General features: G+C 42.5%; 18 protein-coding genes and 1 other annotated feature. Of the genes, 12 read left to right on the top strand and 6 right to left on the bottom strand.

Going from position 1 to position 18,846, the window contains the following annotated elements:
* Positions 1–12 precede the first annotated feature (12 nt).
* A complete protein-coding gene (locus EDD57_RS11070) occupies positions 13–255 on the top strand; it encodes a hypothetical protein (RefSeq protein WP_131849509.1) in 243 nt (80 codons plus the stop codon).
* Between the two features lie 263 nt (positions 256–518).
* Here EDD57_RS11070 and EDD57_RS14980 read toward each other — a convergent pair whose 3' ends face one another.
* The gene (locus EDD57_RS14980; protein ID WP_279388958.1) at positions 519–647 is read right to left on the bottom strand and encodes a hypothetical protein; all 129 of its coding nucleotides are present in this window, start codon (positions 645–647) and stop codon (positions 519–521) included.
* 41 nt (positions 648–688) lie between these two features.
* Positions 689–814, bottom strand: coding sequence for a sporulation protein YjcZ (locus EDD57_RS14640; RefSeq protein WP_207896825.1), 126 nt, complete (start codon positions 812–814; stop codon positions 689–691).
* 570 nt (positions 815–1,384) lie between these two features.
* Here EDD57_RS14640 and EDD57_RS11065 point away from each other — a divergent pair.
* Together EDD57_RS11065 and EDD57_RS11060 are read left to right on the top strand one after the other, a co-directional pair.
* Complete coding sequence (locus EDD57_RS11065; protein WP_131849508.1) at positions 1,385–1,672, top strand: hypothetical protein; 288 nt, start codon at positions 1,385–1,387, stop codon at positions 1,670–1,672.
* Positions 1,673–1,819: 147 nt separating this feature from the next.
* A complete protein-coding gene (locus tag EDD57_RS11060) occupies positions 1,820–2,587 on the top strand; it encodes a hypothetical protein (RefSeq protein WP_131849507.1) in 768 nt (255 codons plus the stop codon).
* A 117-nt stretch (positions 2,588–2,704) separates the two neighbouring features.
* On the opposite strand, the gene EDD57_RS11055 is transcribed toward EDD57_RS11060, so the two are convergent.
* Positions 2,705–3,763: an isocitrate/isopropylmalate family dehydrogenase gene (locus EDD57_RS11055; protein WP_243649524.1), complete on the bottom strand. Its 1,059-nt coding sequence runs from the start codon at positions 3,761–3,763 to the stop codon at positions 2,705–2,707.
* Between the two features lie 226 nt (positions 3,764–3,989).
* Here EDD57_RS11055 and EDD57_RS11050 point away from each other — a divergent pair, with 226 nt between their 5' ends.
* From EDD57_RS11050 to acsA, 8 genes are all read left to right on the top strand, one after another.
* Entirely contained in the window at positions 3,990–4,421 is a 432-nt protein-coding gene (locus tag EDD57_RS11050) for a DUF948 domain-containing protein (RefSeq protein ID WP_131849505.1), read from the top strand.
* A 16-nt stretch (positions 4,422–4,437) separates the two neighbouring features.
* Positions 4,438–4,722: a YtxH domain-containing protein gene (locus EDD57_RS11045; RefSeq protein WP_131849504.1), complete on the top strand. Its 285-nt coding sequence runs from the start codon at positions 4,438–4,440 to the stop codon at positions 4,720–4,722.
* Positions 4,723–4,777: 55 nt separating this feature from the next.
* A complete protein-coding gene (locus EDD57_RS11040) occupies positions 4,778–5,866 on the top strand; it encodes a bifunctional 3-deoxy-7-phosphoheptulonate synthase/chorismate mutase (protein ID WP_131849503.1) in 1,089 nt (362 codons plus the stop codon).
* Between the two features lie 101 nt (positions 5,867–5,967).
* Positions 5,968–7,470, top strand: a complete 1,503-nt coding sequence (locus tag EDD57_RS11035) for a hypothetical protein (RefSeq protein WP_131849502.1) — start codon at positions 5,968–5,970, stop codon at positions 7,468–7,470.
* Positions 7,471–7,561: 91 nt separating this feature from the next.
* Positions 7,562–8,590 carry a catabolite control protein A gene (gene ccpA / locus EDD57_RS11030; protein WP_131849501.1) on the top strand — a complete coding sequence of 343 codons (1,029 nt, stop codon included), beginning with the start codon at positions 7,562–7,564 and terminating at the stop codon, positions 8,588–8,590.
* A 20-nt stretch (positions 8,591–8,610) separates the two neighbouring features.
* Complete coding sequence (locus tag EDD57_RS11025; protein ID WP_131849500.1) at positions 8,611–9,306, top strand: 5'-methylthioadenosine/adenosylhomocysteine nucleosidase; 696 nt, start codon at positions 8,611–8,613, stop codon at positions 9,304–9,306.
* A 98-nt stretch (positions 9,307–9,404) separates the two neighbouring features.
* Complete coding sequence (locus EDD57_RS11020) at positions 9,405–9,566, top strand: DUF1540 domain-containing protein (RefSeq protein ID WP_131849499.1); 162 nt, start codon at positions 9,405–9,407, stop codon at positions 9,564–9,566.
* Positions 9,567–9,741: 175 nt separating this feature from the next.
* Entirely contained in the window at positions 9,742–11,460 is a 1,719-nt protein-coding gene (acsA, locus tag EDD57_RS11015) for an acetate--CoA ligase (RefSeq protein ID WP_131849498.1), read from the top strand.
* A gap of 134 nt (positions 11,461–11,594) precedes the next feature.
* On the opposite strand, the gene EDD57_RS11010 is transcribed toward acsA, so the two are convergent.
* From EDD57_RS11010 to EDD57_RS11000, 3 genes are all read right to left on the bottom strand, one after another.
* Positions 11,595–12,104, bottom strand: coding sequence for a thermonuclease family protein (locus EDD57_RS11010; RefSeq protein WP_131849497.1), 510 nt, complete (start codon positions 12,102–12,104; stop codon positions 11,595–11,597).
* A 153-nt stretch (positions 12,105–12,257) separates the two neighbouring features.
* Positions 12,258–14,561 (bottom strand): transglycosylase domain-containing protein, encoded by a 2,304-nt coding sequence (locus tag EDD57_RS11005; protein WP_131849496.1) that lies wholly within the window; start codon positions 14,559–14,561, stop codon positions 12,258–12,260.
* A 179-nt stretch (positions 14,562–14,740) separates the two neighbouring features.
* Positions 14,741–17,092, bottom strand: coding sequence for a transglycosylase domain-containing protein (locus tag EDD57_RS11000; RefSeq protein ID WP_131849495.1), 2,352 nt, complete (start codon positions 17,090–17,092; stop codon positions 14,741–14,743).
* A gap of 45 nt (positions 17,093–17,137) precedes the next feature.
* Positions 17,138–17,358, top strand: a binding site (T-box leader).
* A gap of 41 nt (positions 17,359–17,399) precedes the next feature.
* On the opposite strand from EDD57_RS11000, the gene tyrS reads away from it, so the two are divergent.
* Complete coding sequence (gene tyrS / locus EDD57_RS10995) at positions 17,400–18,668, top strand: tyrosine--tRNA ligase (RefSeq protein ID WP_131849494.1); 1,269 nt, start codon at positions 17,400–17,402, stop codon at positions 18,666–18,668.
* Positions 18,669–18,846: the final 178 nt, after the last annotated feature.

The raw sequence follows: 18,846 nt of genomic DNA, 5'->3' as shown, positions 1-18,846 counted from the left end.
TCGCAGGGTGAGGTGAGAACTATCGCAGAACAAGGTCCATCCAAACGGTTGAATAAACAAGAGATGCTAGAGTATATGGAACAACTTGAAAAACGTGTCGGATTGGTACAGTCTGAGATTACACGTTTAAACCACTCCCACGAGAAGATGAAACAAGACTTACGTTTTTTGGAGTTAATGTTATTAGAAGAATATCATATGCTGCTACAAATTATGGATCGGAAACAAGGTACATTACGAATTCATACGAAATAAGACACTGTTATCGGTGTCTTATTTTATTTGTGCAACATAGACTATTGCATATGAAAAAGCGCCCTCTGCCAGAGAGGACGCATCCTTTTTAGATGTTATTCGTTATTAGCAACCCCATCCGCAAACGAATACGAAGATAGTAGCAATGACAAGCAAGAAGATGAGAAGGCTTCTCCAGCCGAATCCACCACCGCCATAGTAACTTCCACAGCCGCTCATAGATCTCACCTCCCTTAAAGGTTGTCGATGATTATAAGAATTAGTTAGCATTTATAATCATCACCGTAACCCCATCCGCAAACGAATACGAAGATGGTAGCAACGACAAGCAAGAAGATGAGAAGGCTTCTCCAACCAAATCCTCCGCCGCCATAGTTTCCGCAGCCGCCCATAGATTTCACCTCCGATCTAAGAGGTAATCTTTCTTAGTTAATTAGCAACCTCTGTAACCACCGCCCCATCCACATGCAAAGACGAAGATGGTAGCAACGACGAGCAAGAAGATAAGAAGACTTCTCCAACCGAATCCTCCGCCACCATAGCTTCCACAGCCGCTCATAGATCTCACCTCCCTAAACTAGTAATGTTGTTTTCTTTATTTATTTAGTTAGCAGTCAAATCCACCGCAAACAAATACGAAGATCGTAGCTGTAACTAATAAGAAGATGAGAAGGCTTCTCCAGCCAAATCCACCTGCATATGCACCCATGTAACACCCTCCTATTTGTTTAGATTGCTGAAGAGAACAGTTTGCAGTTGTACTCGATCGGCTTGACAAGTTTTTGGTTTCTCGTGATCTCTTGAGCTAATTTACTGTATGCGCCTCGAGGTTCTCGTGTACAGGCATGAGCCTGTATACGAGAAATTAGGTAGAAGCTCAGAGAGAGAGGACAAATACGAAGATTGTCGGCACCAGTAATAGAAATAAGAGAAGAGCACGCCAGCTATCCATGTATAATCGCTCCTGCCTTTGATAGATAGATCCTTTTTTACCATATGTAAGAATTCGATATCAGGAATGTCCATTTATCGATTCGATAGAAAAATAGGCTGGAGATAGGAAATAGAGTGTGACCGAGCAATGAGCGGATTCATACAGTAAAGAAGAATCATGATAGGAGGGGGACCTATGAGTCAGGGACCATCGATGCAAAGCTTAGTAAAAATGATCAACAACATCATGGGGCACAATGTTCTCAGTGAGCAACAATTAAATAAGATCTTAGAAGGTGCGAAGAAGATATACGATAAAGGCGGCATGCCAGCTGTTATTCAATACCTAATGAAAGTCACACAAGCAGATGTCGATGCTCAGGAACTTACCCAATTTGCAGAGAATGTCAAAAACAACCCACAGATCGGAATGGACATCTTAGAAGGTAAAAAAAGCATTCGACCACAAAAAAAGAAGAGATAATCAACAACAAAAAGAAGCAATCAGCACATCTGCTGTTTGCTTCTTTTTGTTGTCTAAGAGATCAAAAAAAGACCAAAAACAGAACCAATTAATGCCAACTATTTTGGTTACACTATGTAGCAAGCAAAATGAAAGGTGGAGAAAACAATGTTAAAAAAGAAGCTTTTAGTTGTTACTTTATCCATGGGTTTACTAGTAGGCGGGGTATTTATATCCAACCAGAGGGCGTTTGCCGATGAGCCAGGCGCGAAAACTGGAGAGCACCAAGGACTTGAGAAGAAAGAGAAGATGTCCAAAGAACAGCGTGTAGAACAGATTTCGAGTAAGGTTAGTACCTACTTAGGAATTCCGAAGGCAGAAGTACAAAAGCTCGCCCAAGATTCCAAAATCGGTGTAAAAAACGTAGTCTTGGGTGCAGTCATTGCCAAGAAAACGAATCAAACCTTGGCCCAAGTAATAGCTGAGAAGGACAAGCTAGGCCATTGGAAACAAGTCATGACAGCTCATAAGCTAGAATGGAAAGACATTCATCCCGAAATGAAGAAAATCGCTCCCCATTTCGGTAAAAAGCTTGGTTTCTTCAAAAATCCAACCATGGTGTATGAAGTACTATCCAAATACACAGGAGAAAGCACCAGCACCCTAAAAGGATTAAACGAGAAATACAAAGTTCATCCAAAAGGGTTAATGAAAGCTTCCGTTCTCTCCAAAGTGAGTGGCAAGAAACTAGAAGATGTACTCAAGCTAAAAACAAGTGATAACAAATGGAAAGACGTAGCCACCAAACTAAACGTCGATCAACAAAAACTAAAGGAAGCGAAAAAAGAATTATTTACAAAGCTACGTGCTGAAAAAAAGCAACAGAAGCAGGAACCAGAACAGAAACCAAAGCACCCACAAGGATCTAATCAGTAATGGAAACTGACTAGGGGCAATGTATCTACTCACAGCTCAATAGATTAGACAACAAAGAAACAGGCCTACTGCTACACACAGCTAGGCCTGTTTTTCTATGAAAAGTGGAATCATCACTTAAAAACCAGTTAACGTCTTCCACACTTCAATTTTCGTTTGTACTTTACGAATTACTTCATTAGTAAACTCAGTTGTCGTAGCACTTCCGCCTAAATCTGAGGTGCGGATGCCTTCTTTTACCGTTTCAATCGTGGCTTCATAGATCGCACGTGAAGCATTTGTCGCGCGTGGGTCATCCATATAAGTAAGCATTGCTGCTCCTGCCAAAATCATAGCCATCGGATTGGCAAGGTTTTTTCCAAATAAGGATGGAGCTGTTCCATGAGGAGCTTCCGCCATCACAATATCAGGTTCAAAGTTGTCATTAAAGCTCATGAGGATCGATTCAGAGCCAGCGATGGTTCCAAACATTTGAAGAACCAAGTCACTCAAGCAATCCCCATCACGGTTTAAAGCAGGAATTACCATCGGATCACCCGAATTGTTCAACAATAATGCATAGGTTGCATCAATTAATTGGGGCTCGTAGCGAACGCCAGGATAACGTTTTGCTGCTTCATCCATCTCTTCTTTCAACATGCCTTCATACACAGGGCTAACTGTATACTTAGGACCACCAAATACTTTTGCTTTGGTTTTCTTTGCATGCATAAAAGCGAACTCAGCTACAGCACGGCAGGTTTTACGATCAATTGTTTCAGTACGACAAGCGACTTCGTCTAAACCGCTTCCTTCACGCCATTCTTTCGCGCCGTATGCATCTCCGACTGCCATACGAATAACAGAGATTGGAGAGTACGTACCTGCTACTGGACGAACTCCAGGAATACGACGACCCGTACGGATGATTACTTTGCCGTCAATTTCTCGGCGTAAAATCGCATTCGGGGAGCCCACGTCTCCTTTTATCTCAGGAGTAACGGTAGCTGCCTTTATTCCATAACCAGTTCGTTTCATCGCTTTTGCCGCATCGTGGACGACTTGGTTATTGGTTGCCCGTCTATTTTCTAAACTCAGATCAAACTCTTGGAATTCTAAGTCTAGACCAATTACGTTTGGATCCAGTACGCGAAGAGCTTCATCTAAAAGCTCTTGACCCGTCTGGTCTCCTTTCATTACAACGATCACTTTTTGATCACTCAACATCATTCACCCCATTTTAAAAATGCCACTTCCTTATTATACTCGTAGATAATTTCACAAACTAGACAAAGAAAATTAAGAATATTAAAGAGCCTTGCATAGATTTACGCGAACTGTGGTATGATCAAGATTGAACATATGTCCTATATTTAGTCTGTTCCAACCATCTTTAAGGTATGTAAAATGGGGAGGATTCACGATGATTTATCAAATTTGTGCGGGTGTAGCAACATTTTCCTTCTTACTCCTAGTGATTTACATAATCCGCACACTGATTACCATGAATCGAACATTACGAAGTGCTTCATCTAGTTTGGAAGAGGCGACATCGTCCTTGCAAACCATACAAAAAACGATCCAGGATTTACAACCTCAGGTTCAGGCAGTGCTTACCGAAACAGAGAAAGCTCTTCATGGGGCCAATGAGCTTGTAGCAGATGTCCAACATAAAGCAGCACAAACCCAAGAAGTATTTGACAACATTCAAAACCTCGGAAAATCGATAGATCGTGTTTCGCATACGATCGTGGAAAGTGTACAAAGCCATAGGGGTACGATCGGAAATGCAGTATCGTATATGGGATTGGGATTAGAATTAGTACGTAAATGGAAAAATCGAAATCAATCATAGTTGGAGGCGTGCAAAGATGAGCGAGAAAAAAGGAATGAATGTAGGCGAGTTTGTAGTCGGTGCAGTAATCGGTGGCATCATTGGAGCAACTGTAGCCTTACTAACAACACCTAAGACGGGCAAAGAGATGAGAGAAGATTTAAAGGAAGGCTTTGAAGTAGCGAAAGATAAAAGTTGTGGGCTTGTTCATGTTGTAAAGTCCCAAACGGGTGATGCGATTGAAAAAATGGGCGAAGCAGGAACGAAAGTTCAAAGTAAGTGGATTGAAATCAAAGATTCGATGGGCAAAGATTCCGTGTAATGGACAAGCACTAACGGCTCTCATATACACATCTTAGAGAGGGGAGGAAGCAGAGTTGAGTGGGAGAGTAGATGAAATTCGAGTGCAATTAGATCAAATCAACTTACAGATTTTAGAACTTCTAAATGAGCGTGCCAGGTACGTACAAGAGATCGGTGAGATGAAACAGAAGCAAGGGACAAAAAAGTTTGATCCTGAGCGTGAAACCGATATGTTGCATAAAATTGTTACTCATAACAACGGTCCTTTTGACGATCAGACGATTCAACATCTCTTTAAACAGATTTTTCAAGCGTCCCTAACGCTAATTGAAGATAATCATAATAAAGGCTTACTCGTTAGTCGAAAGAGGAAGTCGAAGGATACCGTAATCGATCTAGGAACGGTTCAAATTGGTGACGGGATACCTAAGATTGTGGCTGGTCCTTGTTCGGTGGAGTCGGAGGAACAAGTATTCCAAGTGGCTGAGGTAATGGCCAGACAGGGAGTAAAGATGATTCGTGGTGGAGCCTTTAAACCGCGTACATCTCCTTATGATTTCCAAGGTTTAGGGCTGGAAGGTCTCCAAATTTTACGGCGTGTGGCAGATCATTTTGGACTAAAAGTAATTAGTGAAATTATGAGCCCAGCTGATGTAGAAATGGCTACTCGATACGTGGATGTTATTCAAGTAGGGGCTCGAAATATGCAGAATTTCGATCTACTTCGAGCTGTAGGTTCTGCTTCTACTCCGGTTCTCTTAAAACGAGGACTCGCGGCCACAATGGAGGAGTTCTTGTTTGCCGCTGAGTATATTGTCTCAAGTGGAAATGATCAAGTGGTTCTGTGTGAGCGCGGGATTCGCACATATGAGAAATGGACGAGGAATACGCTCGATATCTCTGCAGTTCCGTTAATAAAACAAGAGAGCCACCTGCCGGTTATGGTGGATGTAACGCATTCAGCTGGACGTAAGGACCTGCTTCTGCCACTTGCGAAAGCGGCTTTTGCAGCAGGGGCGGATGCAGTGATGGTAGAGACTCATCCCAACCCAAGCGTTGCTTTATCGGACTCACGCCAACAGATTGATTTACCAACGTTTGAGCAATTTATGACCCAGTTACGCGAATCACGTTTTCTTCCAGAATTGCTGGGAACTAGATAAAATCATTACAGAAAAGCGAACAGATTCGAATCTGTTCGCTTTTCTACGAAAAAGTTTGTTATGATGATAAAATATAGAGAAGTTGATGGGAGGAGTTCCCTATGAATGCAAGGGAATGCTTAGAACTTGCTAGTCAAAATCAGATTAGTCCGGAGCGTCTGTATGATTTTTTTACGCAGAATGTACCAAGACTAACTGTTGTATATCAAAATTCAGAAGCGGGTAGAAAGCCTTTATTAGCAAAGAGTAATCACCCAAATGGAAAAAGTGTGATTGCGTTTACGGATGTGGATGTTGCGCGATATGTAAGAGCGACGAATCCGGAATATCTGGTGATTCAAGAAGAGCCGGCTTTACCCTTTTTGCTAAAGGCATTTCGTTCGGATGCAGAAGGTATTTTATTTAATCCAGGGTTGCCTTCCAGGTTATATATAGACAAAGGACGTCTGATGGCGCTCATTAGTGCATATGCGGTACATAGATTATCTCACTCGACCGGTGCATGGCTCCCTTCGAGAGGAAACGAATTATTATTAGCACCTTATGAACCAGGTAAATTTACCGTGGTCATCTACGTGACAGAAAAAGATGCTCGTCATGTAAGTGCACAACAGGGTGGAGAAGTGAGACTGGCTCCATGGGAAGATATTTTTGCGCGTGTGGAGAAATTAGGTGCACCAGCGCCTCTGTTTCATTCGGGGCTACCAGAGCAGATGTTATTAACGCAAAATCAAGTAGTAGCTATTCAACAGGGGCCAAAGTCAGGTTTTGTTGAACCTGAAATGATTCAACATCCATTTATCGCTGTAAGCAATCCAATCGTAGAGCAGTATGAGGACGCAGGTCTAGCTCAAGAAGTGAAGCCAGACGAAAGTGTGTCACCGTTTGAAGAGGTTGCGACTACTACTACAGCAGATGTGAATATGCCACAAAATAGCAAAGAAGAGATTGATTTAAACCCTGCTCGTAATATGGTTCCAGATGAAAATAGAGTGGAAGAGCCTTCTGTAGAAGTGGCTCAAGCTGAAGCGATCGTAAAGGACAAAGAACCGAAAGAACCACTTACTGCTGAAAATCATTCATCATTAAATGAAATGGACGTAACTCCACTCGCTTCAATCCCAGAACCAACACCCACACCGAATCCCGCTAAAGAGCATATTGTTCCTGGAAACCTTTCAATTCCGCCAGAATTAAAAGCTCAGTTAGAACAACTAGAACGGGCTACGATGTCTGGACAAGGTGTTGCCAACGGTTGGGAAGTATGCCGACTTTTAGCAGATAGCCGCCGGATCTGGGTGATTACAGACCATAATGGGAATATGGTGATCCTTGCGGGTCAAGATCAAAGTCCAATCGTGGATTTCTTTACCTCTGACGCTCATGCAGAGCAGTTAATACAAGAAGCGAAGAAACAGAACTCCAGCCTTCCAGATATGATGCCGCGGCTTGTATCGACGAAGAAACTTTTCCGTGCGCTCGCTAGTCGCCAGCCAGTCGTGTGGATTAACAGAGGAACACCGGTTGCTTGGACCAGTGTGATGGGAGATACGATTCCCTATATCCTGCAATTAATGGCACAAAATGAACGCAATCAGAACTAACCTAATTAGGTTGGTTCTTTTTTGGTACAATGGAAAGAATAATCTTTGCTATACTAATAATGAATAACGGTAATGGATGTGGGAAAACAACATGAAGAAAAAAGAAACGATCACTATTTATGATGTTGCACGAGAAGCCAATGTATCGATGGCTACTGTTTCCCGGGTTGTAAATGGCAATCCCAATGTAAAGCCAGCTACACGTAAAAAGGTATTAGAAGTGATTCGGAACCTAGGTTACCGTCCAAATGCGGTAGCGCGTGGTCTTGCCAGTAAAAAGACTACTACAGTAGGAGTCGTGATCCCAGACATCTCAAATGCCTTTTATGCAGAGGTGGCAAGGGGAATTGAGGATATCGCGACGATGTATAATTACAATATTATCTTGAGTAACTCAGACTTACGACAAGAACGAGAGCTTCGACTGATTGAAACATTAATGGAAAAGCAAGTAGATGGATTATTATTTTTAGGTGGAACGATTACGCCTGCTCACCAAGAAATTTTCGCGGCATCCTCTGTTCCGGTTGTGTTGGTGGCGACAGAAGATCTAGAGAAAAAGCTTCCATTTGTTCATATTGATCAGAAGGAGGCGTCTAAGGAAGCGGTAATGGTTTTACTAGCGGAAGGGCATAAGAAAGTCGGTTATATCTCTAATCCAAATGAAGATATGGTACAAGGAGTGCCGCGCTTAGAAGGTTATAAACAAGCTCTTCGTGAGACAGGGATGGAATACGATGATTCGATCGTTCGTTATGGGGATAACGGGTATCGATCCGGATATCAGGCGATGCAGGAATTGCTCAAAGCTGAGCCTGAGATGACCGCAGTGGCATGTGCAAGCGATGAGATGGCAGTGGGGGCATTGCATGCGTTACAAGATGCAGATAAAAAGGTTCCAGAGGCGTTTTCCGTCATCGGTTTCCATAACATTCCTCTGGCTTCGCAAGTACGCCCGTTGCTCAGTACGGTAAGTTATCCAATGTACGATGTGGGTGCCGTATCGATGCGATTATTGACCAAATACATGTTACATGAAGAAATTGAAGCAGAGCAAGTTTGGTTACCTTTTAGTTTGGAATTACGGAACTCAACGAATCTGAAGCAGTGGCCAGAATAGAGAGAGGAGGAACCAATCGGATGAAGATCGGAATCATAGGAGCAATGGATAGCGAGATCGCTCGCTTTTTAGAGGATTTAACAGAGAAACAAGTACATGATATACATGGTTTTTCCTACTATGAAGGGGTTATGGCAGGTCGTGAAGTGGTGATTACCAAGTCAGGTGTTGGGAAAGTAAATGCCGCCATCTGTGCAACGACATTAATTAGCCATTTTCAAGTGAAATCGGTCCTATTTACCGGAGTTGCAGGGGCTGTCCATCCAGGTTTAGAGATTGGGGATATCGTAGTCTCCAGTGAGTGTCAATATCACGATGTAGACGTAACGGCTCTGGGCTTTGCACGGGGTCAGATTCCATTTCAAGAAACTTCGATCTTTCAAGCTGATCCAGCTTTAGTAAGGTGGGCAGAAGAAGCGGGGCAGGAGATGGAAGGGGTCCAAGTGAAGGTAGGAAAGGTTTTATCCGGAGATCAGTTTATATCGAGTGTGGATGCGGTACATATGCTTCGTGAGGAGCTACAAGGCGCTTGTGTGGAGATGGAAGGAGCGGCAGTTGCTCATGTCTGCTTTATGCTCCAGACTCCATTTGTCGTGATCCGCTCTATGTCGGATCGAGCGGACCATTCTGCCCATGTGAACTTTGAGGAGTTTACGATTTTAGCGGCAGATCATTCCTATACGATGGTGAGCTACCTTTTGCATAAAATAGCGTAAAAATATGCATATACGTAGCAAATGATCCCTGTTTCTGTGCGTTTAAAATCCCTTTTTCAGAGCAAAATAAAGTCACAATATGAAAGGGGGTTTTCTACATGGCACGTGATGTTCGTTGTGAGGTAAACAACTGTACGTATTGGGGATCTGGCGACAAGTGTGAGGCCGATGCTATCTATGTAGTGAGCAATACAGGTAGAGAAGCGGAAGATCAGAAGGAAACCGATTGCCATACCTTTGAACGGAAAGCGAAGCACTAAGCTTATTTGAACGAAATGATTGAGAGAATCTGACCTATAAAAGGGTCAGATTTTTTGTGTTTTCAAAAGAATGATTTCTTATACATAAAACTAGATTTGGTATGAATGAGTAAAACATTCTATGTTATAATCATACATAAAAGAAAATTGTTATATTTCTTAGGGGGAGAATCATATGCTAGATCACTCAAAATCAGTAGGGATTCAAACAAAAGAAAATAATTTAGAAAACTATGAGGCAGCGTATAAAGATTTTTCTTGGGTCGATGTTGAGAAAGCGTTTACATGGAGCGAGACGGGGAAAGTGAATGCTGCCTATGAGGCGATTGATCGGCATGTGATGGAAGGAAAAGGGCATAAAACAGCTCTCTGGTACAGTGATGAATCGAGAGATGAGAAGTATACGTTTGGCGATTTAAAAACAAAATCAAATCAATTTGGAAATATACTTAGAAAATATGGAATTGGCAAAGGAGACCGAGTTTTCATCTTCTTGCCACGAACACCTGAGTTATACATAAGCTTTTTAGGAGCTTTAAAAGTAGGCTCGATTATCGGACCTTTGTTTGAAGCATTTATGACAGTAGCCGTAAAAGACCGTTTGGAAGATAGTGAAGCAGTAGCACTTGTGACCACGCCTTCGTTATTGTCACGTGTACCTCTTGATGAACTCCCACATCTCAAACATGTCATCCTAGTAGGCGATGATGCCAATACCGCAAATACAATCTCGTTTGAAAAAGAGATGGCATCCGCTTCCACGGATTTAGAGATCGAATGGGTGGATCGAGAAGATCCGATGCTGATCCATTATACATCGGGATCAACTGGGAAGCCAAAAGGGGTAGTCCATGTCCATAATGCGATGATCCTCCACTACCAAACAGGAAAATGGGTTGTGGATTTACAGGAAGATGATGTGTATTGGTGCACAGCTGATCCAGGATGGGTAACAGGTACTTCGTATGGGATATTTGGACCATGGTTACATGGGGTTACCAGTGTAGTTCGTGGTGGCAGATTTACCCCTACAGATTGGTATCAGACGATTGAGAAGTGTAAAGTAACAGTTTGGTATAGTGCACCTACCGCATTTCGAATGCTGATGAGTGCGGGAGACGAAGAGGTCGCTAAGCATGATCTATCATCCGTGCGACATATTTTGAGTGTAGGAGAACCTTTAAATCCGGAAGTGGTGCGTTGGGGATTAAAGGTCTACGGGAAACGAATTCATGATAACTGGTGGATGACGGAAACGGGTGGAACCATGATTGCTAACTATCCACAGATGGATGTGAAACCAGGCTCTATGGGGCGTCCTTTTCCTGGAATCTACGCTGCGATCATCGATGATAATGGAAATGAACTTCCTCCGTATTCGATGGGGCATTTAGCGATTCGAGCCGGTTGGCCTTCGATGATGAGACAGGTCTGGAAAAATGAAGCGAAGTATCAAGAGTACTTCCGAATTGCCGGATGGTATCTCTCTGGAGACACAGCATACCAAGATGAGGACGGCTACTTTTGGTTCCAAGGCCGAATTGATGATGTGATTAATACGGCAGGGAAGCGAGTAGGTCCTTTTGAAGTGGAGAGCGCTTTAGTCGAGCATCCAGCCGTAGCCGAAGCTGGAGTAATCGGGAAACCTGATGCAGTACGGGGAGAGATTATTAAAGCCTTTATTGCTCTAAGGCAGGGATATGAAGCATCTGCTGAGCTGAAAGAAGAGATTCGCCAGTTTGTAAAAGATCACATGGCTGCCCACGCCGCTCCACGTGAGATTGAGTTTATCGACAAACTTCCGAAGACACGGAGTGGTAAAATCATGCGACGTGTGTTAAAAGCCCGAGAATTAGGGTTGCCTACGGGTGATTTATCGACCATGGAAGAGTAAGCGATTTATTGTGCATCCACTTTACATGTGAATTCACAATAAATTTCTATCAATAAATAGTTTCTTACAATGAAAGAGGAAAGCGCTTACTTGTTACGTAGTAGCGCTTTCCTCTTTCATTTGTGTCTATATTCTTAGTTATATTTGTGCCTAGATTGGGGCACGTGCTCGGCAAGTGTTTTAAATCTCTTATCGGAGCGGAAACCACTCTTTTTGACGTAATTCGGTTGGGACCAAATTCTTAATTTTTCTGTCTTTGCTAGTTGCTCCGCTTTCCGATAGCGTGCTTTGTGTTTGTGACGTGCAAAGTCATAAGCGTAGCGAGCGTATCCTTTGCGAAGGAGTTCTTCATTTAACAGACGATCCGTGTTAATCCAGATGTGAGCTAAAATTCGTCCATGCTGATCTCGTAAAGGGTGGTCTAATTCGATTTCAAGTTTGTTAGCGAAGATCAATTCGTCATAGATATAGCTCTTGGCATCTCTTGCAAATGGTTCCGGCGTGGCTCCAAACGGAGCATAATTCATTTCGGGAGTATCAATGAGAAGAAGTCGTACTTTTTCTTTCTGTCCGCGCCATAGGACAATAATGGTGTCTCCATCTACTACTTCTTCTAGGCGCACTTCTTCACGTAGGGTAGACATAGCTTCTCACCTTTCTTCAACTTTTTCTGCTTATTTGTCAGGATATCTTATTATAATTTTAAACGATTTACTAGAGCAGGGCAAAGTGAAATGGTGAGAAATCTATGAAAAAATGATAAAAAATAATCCCGAGAGCAAATCTCGGGATTAAAATTAGTTGTTGTCTCCATTATCAAATGGGTTGCCGCCGCCAGTTTGTTTGCCAGGGTCATCTGGGTTACCTTGGTTACCACGAGGAGGTGTCGGTCCCTTGTTTGGTGGAGGCTGTTGATTGTTATTATGGCTTGGTTGTTGCGGTTGTTTTTCTTTCTTTTGGGTATTTGTATTGGTGTTTGTGTTTGTATTGGTGTTTGTATTCGTCTGTGTTCCTGAAGAATCATCCGATTCAACAGGTGTTCCTGATTCATATTGAACATATCTTGAAGATCCACTTGGGAAGCTCGAACCTTTCTTGATCAAATCAGGTCTAGCGGTAGCAGCGGCTTTGAACAATTTTACCCATGCGTCTTTGGCTAAATGTTGATCTCCGATTGCGTTGTAGTCATAACCAGACCATACGCCCATTGTCACTTCGGGTGTATAGCCTACGAACCAGAGGTCAAAGTAGCTCGTAGTTGTCCCTGTTTTACCTGCAACATTATATCCACCTGTACCTGCTCCAATGGTAGATTTAGCGGTACCAGTTGTAACAACTCCACGCAACATAGAAGTAAGTTGCCTTGCTGTATTCGTGTCAAATACTTTTACTGGATTTGGTTTGTACTGATAGATGATTTTGTTATCCTTATCACGAATTTCACGAATGATATGTGTTTCGTTATATACGCCATCGTTGGCAAACATGGAGTAAGCGCCAGTCATTTCTTCTACGGTGTACCCAATGGATGCTCCGCCTAGAACCAAACTATCTACAGATCGATCTTGCTTGATAATATCGATGCCCATTTTCTTCACATATCCATCAAATAGACCGCCCTGTCCGAGTTTTCGTAGGACACTACGATAGATTTTGACAGCAGGTACGTTTCTAGACCACTCAAGAGCTTCTGTTGTACTAACAGGTCCCTTACTTCCATCGTAGGTTCCGCCGCCGGGCTTGTTGAGGGGCTCATCGACGACAGTAGAGCTTGGACTGATAATTCCTTTATCTAGCGCTGGACCATAAGCTAAGATAGGCTTCATTGATGAACCAGGTTGGTTTTTGGCAGTAAATGCATGGTCCTTCTGGTTTTTCTTAAAGTCTGCACCACCCACGAAGGAGAGGACTTCACCGTTTTTTTGATTTACCATAACGGCTCCGATTTGCTCGATAAGCTTTCCTTTACGGCCTTTGACTGATTTGCTATTGTATTTGATTTTAGAGGCAGCTGTGTCCATTGCATCGTACATTGTCTTGTCGATGGTAGTGTAGATTTTTAAGCCGCCACTGTTTACGTACCTGTTATATTGATCATCTTTCCATCCGCGTTCGGGGTTTTTTTCCTCGTCAATCTTCTTAAGAAGATCGACAGCCTCTTTTTGAACAGCAGTCATGATATAAGGATATTTTTCAAGTCCACTTTCTTCCTTTAAGTCGTCCTCAGAAGCAAATGATTCGGAGATATCAACCTTAATAGCTTCGTCATACTCTTTTTGGGTGATCTTTTTTACAGTAAGCATGTTTGCGAGGACTTGCTTCATTCGCTTTGTCCCTAATTTAATTGTTTCCTCAGCTTCTTTGGCTGGATTATTGGGATTGTACCTATTTGGACTCTGTACCATCCCTACGAGATAAGCAGCTTCTGGAAGAGTTAGTTTATCTACTTCTTTCTTAAAAAGCCCATAGGCTGCTACCTTGAAACCATAAAGAAGTTTACTGTTAGCACCATTACCTAGGAATACACTGTTTAAGTAGCTTACGAGAATTTCTTCTTTGCTGTAGTATTTTTCTATTCGGTTTGCATCGATTAGTTCTTTTGCCTTACGCTCATATGATTTCTCGGATTTTTTTAGGATTTCCCGTTTGACTAATTGTTGTGTGAGGGTACTACCACCACTCCCGTCTTCATTCCCCATTGCTCTTTCCATTGTGGCACGTAGGATTGCTTTAGGAACAAATCCGCTATGTTGATAAAACTCTCTATCTTCTGTAGCAAACAATGCGTCTAATAAGTGAGGGCTTACCTCTTTTGAGCTTTTAATTAATTCACGTGAATCTTTGCGGTGCATTTTTCCCACTTCTGTTTTATCTTTGTCACCGAAATAAACATAAGAGTCTGCGCTGAAATTAGCGAGCGTTTCCTCAAAATCCGCTTTGGTACGAATTTTTTCGTCTTTGGTATAAGCTCGAACTGCTCCTAAACCTACTCCAGCAGCTGCTACGGATATGGTTAATAGGGATACAGCTATGACAAAAGTAGTCTTACCTAGCTTTTTTAGTATGCGTTTACCTTTTTTAGGTTGTTTTTCTGTTTCCATCTTGCTACCTCCTAATGTAAGAAATTATATCATTTCATGGGCGATTTTCTTGTGACAATTCCGTGGTACTACGTTTGTTATAGAGCATAAAAAAGGGACTTCTGTATTGTATCAGAAGTCCCTAGTGCAAGATATGGTCATTTGGTAGTGATTTATGGCAATCTGTGGAATTTGTATGACTAAGGAAATTTCCGTTCTCTTTGTGAATCAAAAGGGAATGGGATGTTTTGATGATGAACATCGCCCGGCTCGGATGGCTTACCTGGCCCTGGTGGTTTCCCCGGAGGCGTAATAACAGGTATGGTGATTTCGCCTTCTTCTTTTTCCTTTTCTTCCTCCTCTTTCTTTTTCTCTTCTTCTTCTTTTTTCTTCGCATCTTGCCATGCAGAGAAGCGGGCCCGATCAAAGGAGGCTACTGCCATCTCAAACCCTAAGTTTCCAGGAATAGAAAATTTGCCTGCAAGCAATTGAGGATTGATTCGTTCAATCGCTTTAAAGATATTGACCCATGCATTTTTGGCCATGTCCTTATTGGTCATGGACATGTTGTAATCATAACCAGCCCATACGCCGATACTGATCTTAGGGGTGTATCCGACAAACCATAGATCGTCATAGTCACTACTGGTTCCTGTTTTACCTGCTATATCATATTTGGCATTGATCTTTCTTCCGATGATGGAGGCGGTACCCCCTTTTACCACACCACGCAACATCTTGGTGATCTTGTAGGAAGTCTGGGGGGAGAAGACTTCTACTGGTTTGTTTTTATGTTCAAAAATGACATTTCCATCAGCATCTTCGATTTTACTGATTACATACGGAGGATGATGGGTTCCACCATTGGCAAATGTCGCAAATGATGCGGTCATCTTCTCTACAGTAAATCCGTATGTATTTCCTCCGATGGCAGCGGACTCTGTATCATTGGGATGCGGATTTAGCCCCATCTGGCGGATAAAGTTAAATGCTCGCTCCTGTCCAACGGCTCTAAATGTTTTGATGGCAGGGGTATTCAATGAGAATTTTAAAGCGTGCTCAACTGTGACAGGCCCTTGGAACTTTTCGTTCGCATTTTTATAATCGCCGCCACCGCCGCCTTTTTTAATCACTTCATCCACAATTTTGGCTTGAGGGGAGAGAAGACCCAGTTCGAGTGCAGGGCCATAATCAAGGACTGGCTTGATGGCCGAACCTGGTTGATTTTGGACATCGAAGCAGTGATCTTTTTGGTTCTTATCAAACTTGTGCGTGCTTGGGACAAATGCAAGGACGGCTCCTGTTTGATTTTCGATTACACAAGCGCCAAGCTCTTCTTCGTACTTTTTGCCTGATTTGGGATACACTCTGGAACGAAGCGATATCCCTTTTAAAACGTCATTATTAATTTCAGTGTATAATTGCTCGTTTAAAGTCGTGTAGAAGCGATATCCTTTAGTAGAGGCAAGTTTTTTGTACTGTTCCAGTGTAGAGCGATATTTTCCTTGTTTGTTCAACTCCGCCAAGTTTAGCCCGTCTTTTTCCATTAGAGTTCTGGCAGCTTCATCTTCAATCGTAAACATGATAAAGGGATATTTGCTGTAGGCATTTTGAAATTGTTCTGGTTTGGCTAGGGACTCTTCTAGCTTAAAAGCAAGGGCGTCTTGGTACTCTTTTTCATTTAAATACCCATATTCTTTCATCTTAGAGAGAACCAGTTTCATTCGTTTTAATCCGCGTTGTAGCCCCTCATTTACATCTTTTGTATCTTCTTTATTGGCGGAATCGCTGTAGAATGGACTAAGTGCATTGGGACGTTGGACCATGCCAGCGATGTACGCTGCTTGGGCTGGATTTAGGTCCTTTACATCTTTTTTAAATAGTCCATTTGCCGCTGATTTCACTCCATACATTTGTTGGCCATGCGCACCCGGACCAAAATGGACGACATTCATATAGTTACGGAAAATTTCATCCTTGTTGTATACTTGTTCTAGGCGCAGAGCTAAAATGATTTCTTTTGATTTTCGTTCTAAATCTTTGGATCGATCGTTTAGAATGAGGTTCTTGACTAGTTGTTGTGTGATCGTACTGCCACCCGTTTGAGAAGAGGCGTGTGTGGCAGATTGGTAGGCAGCACGTATAATGGAACGTGGAACAATGCCTTGATGTTTGTAGAAGTCTCGATCTTCGATTGAAATAAAGGCATTGGTTAAGTTAGGACTCACCTCTTTGATATCGCTTAATAGGGTACGGTCCTGATTTTCAGCACGTAGAGATCCGATGAGAACGGGATTCCCATCTTTATCTTTATTCTGAAAATAAGCATAACTCGTTTCAAATAGTTTCTTTAAATCCTTGTCTAAATCACTTTTCGATCGAACTTTTTCGTCTTTTACGATCGACTGAACAACGCCAGCTGCAACACCGACTCCCAACATCACACCCGTAAGACAAATCGTGACTACGATCATTCCGATATAAAGGAATTTTCTTAGTATTCTTTGGGTGGTTGAATGGGGATTCTTGTATTTATCGACCCGTTTCTCCATGTACTTGATAGCCTCCTTGGTTTCGGGTAATATTATACCATATATTTGAAAGTGACGAACAAGTACAGTAACCAATAAGTTTTTTCGAATTCAGAGAGCTGGTGGTAGGTGCGAACCAGTCGAGCCTTTTTGGTGAATTACGCTTGGGAGCTTATGTGGACACGGGTCTGCACGGTTTCAAACCGATATCATGATCGAGTGGGAGATTCATTTGGTAAAGTGGATCTTCAACAAGGGTGGTACCGCGGAATAACTTCGTCCCTTACAGGGAGTGGAGTTTTTTTATTTGCTCAGAAAAGGAGAGAGAATGTTGAAGCATCAAGATGAAAAAAAGCCAATGACGCCAGAGGTTGAGCAAGAGTTAGAACGACAGTTAGCTATGTTAGAGAGAGGGGCAGTGGAGATCCTACCACCAGATGCCTTTCATCGTAAGTTACGCCGTTCGATTGAACAAAAGAAGCCGCTAAAAGTAAAATTAGGACTCGATCCAACTGCTCCAGATATTCATATCGGACATACCGTTGTGTTTAATAAATTAAAGCAATTTCAGGATCTAGGCCATATGGTTCAGTTGGTGATCGGGGATTTCACGGCTCGTGTGGGTGATCCAACAGGGAAATCGGAGACTCGAAAACAATTGACGGAAGAAGAAGTACTTCATAATGCGAAGACGTATACCACTCAATTATTTAAGAGACTCGATCCAGCTAAGACAGAGATTTCTTTTAATAGTAAGTGGCTAGCTCCGTTGACATTTGCGGATGTAACCAATTTAGCGGCAAAAGTAACCGTTGCTCGGATGTTAGAGCGTGATGATTTCTCGAAACGTTACCAAAGTGGTCAGGCGATTAGTATTCACGAATTCTTCTACCCATTGATGCAAGGATACGATTCGGTTGCGTTGCAATCAGATGTGGAACTAGGTGGTACGGACCAAACATTTAACTTGCTCATGGGACGTCAGCTGCAAAAAGAATTTGGCCAAGAGGAACAAGTCATTTTGACGATGCCTCTTTTAGAAGGTCTCGATGGCGTGAAGAAGATGAGTAAAAGCTTGGGCAACTACATTGGCGTGGACGATGAACCAAGTGATATGTACGGGAAGTCGATGTCGATTCCAGATGAATTGATGTACAAGTACTTCCAGCTGGCGACGGATCTGCCGAATGAGGAATTAATGAATCTGAAAACAGGTATCGAGGCGGGTTCGATTCATCCACGTGATGCGAAGATGCGTCTCGCTTATACCTTTGTCGATATGTACCATGGGGAGAATGCGGCAAAAGAAGCAGAAGATCGCTTCCGTACCGTCTTTCAGCAAAATGCCCTACCGGATGATATTCCAGTAGTAGAAGTAGCACAGGTTGATCTAGAGACGGAAGGTACTTGGATTGTACCTTTGTTGACTCAGTTGAAGCTTTGTCCGTCAAATGGAGAAGCGCGACGGATGATTCAAAATGGCGGTGTACGTGTGAATCAGGACAAGTTGCTAGATGTGCAGGCGAGGATTCAGTTGGAAGATGGGCTTGTGATTCAGGTTGGGAAGAGGAAGTTTGCTCAAATTAAGTTGGTGTAGATGATCAAGGTAAAATAATTAGCTAGTCACTTCTTTGTTAATGACAGGTCTGATCAAATATAGATTGTTTTTAAAGCAGGAATCTAGGGTGTGTCTTAAAACTATTTTCTATCTCACTGAGCCAGTCTAAAAATGGAAGCCAGATATACAAACGCCAAAAAAGAGGTGGCTAACTTGT

Origin of the sequence: Baia soyae (assembly GCF_004341445.1) — a bacterium.
In the GTDB taxonomy this organism is placed as follows: domain Bacteria; phylum Bacillota; class Bacilli; order Thermoactinomycetales; family Thermoactinomycetaceae; genus Baia; species Baia soyae.
This window is presented reverse-complemented; position numbering and strand designations above follow the sequence as displayed.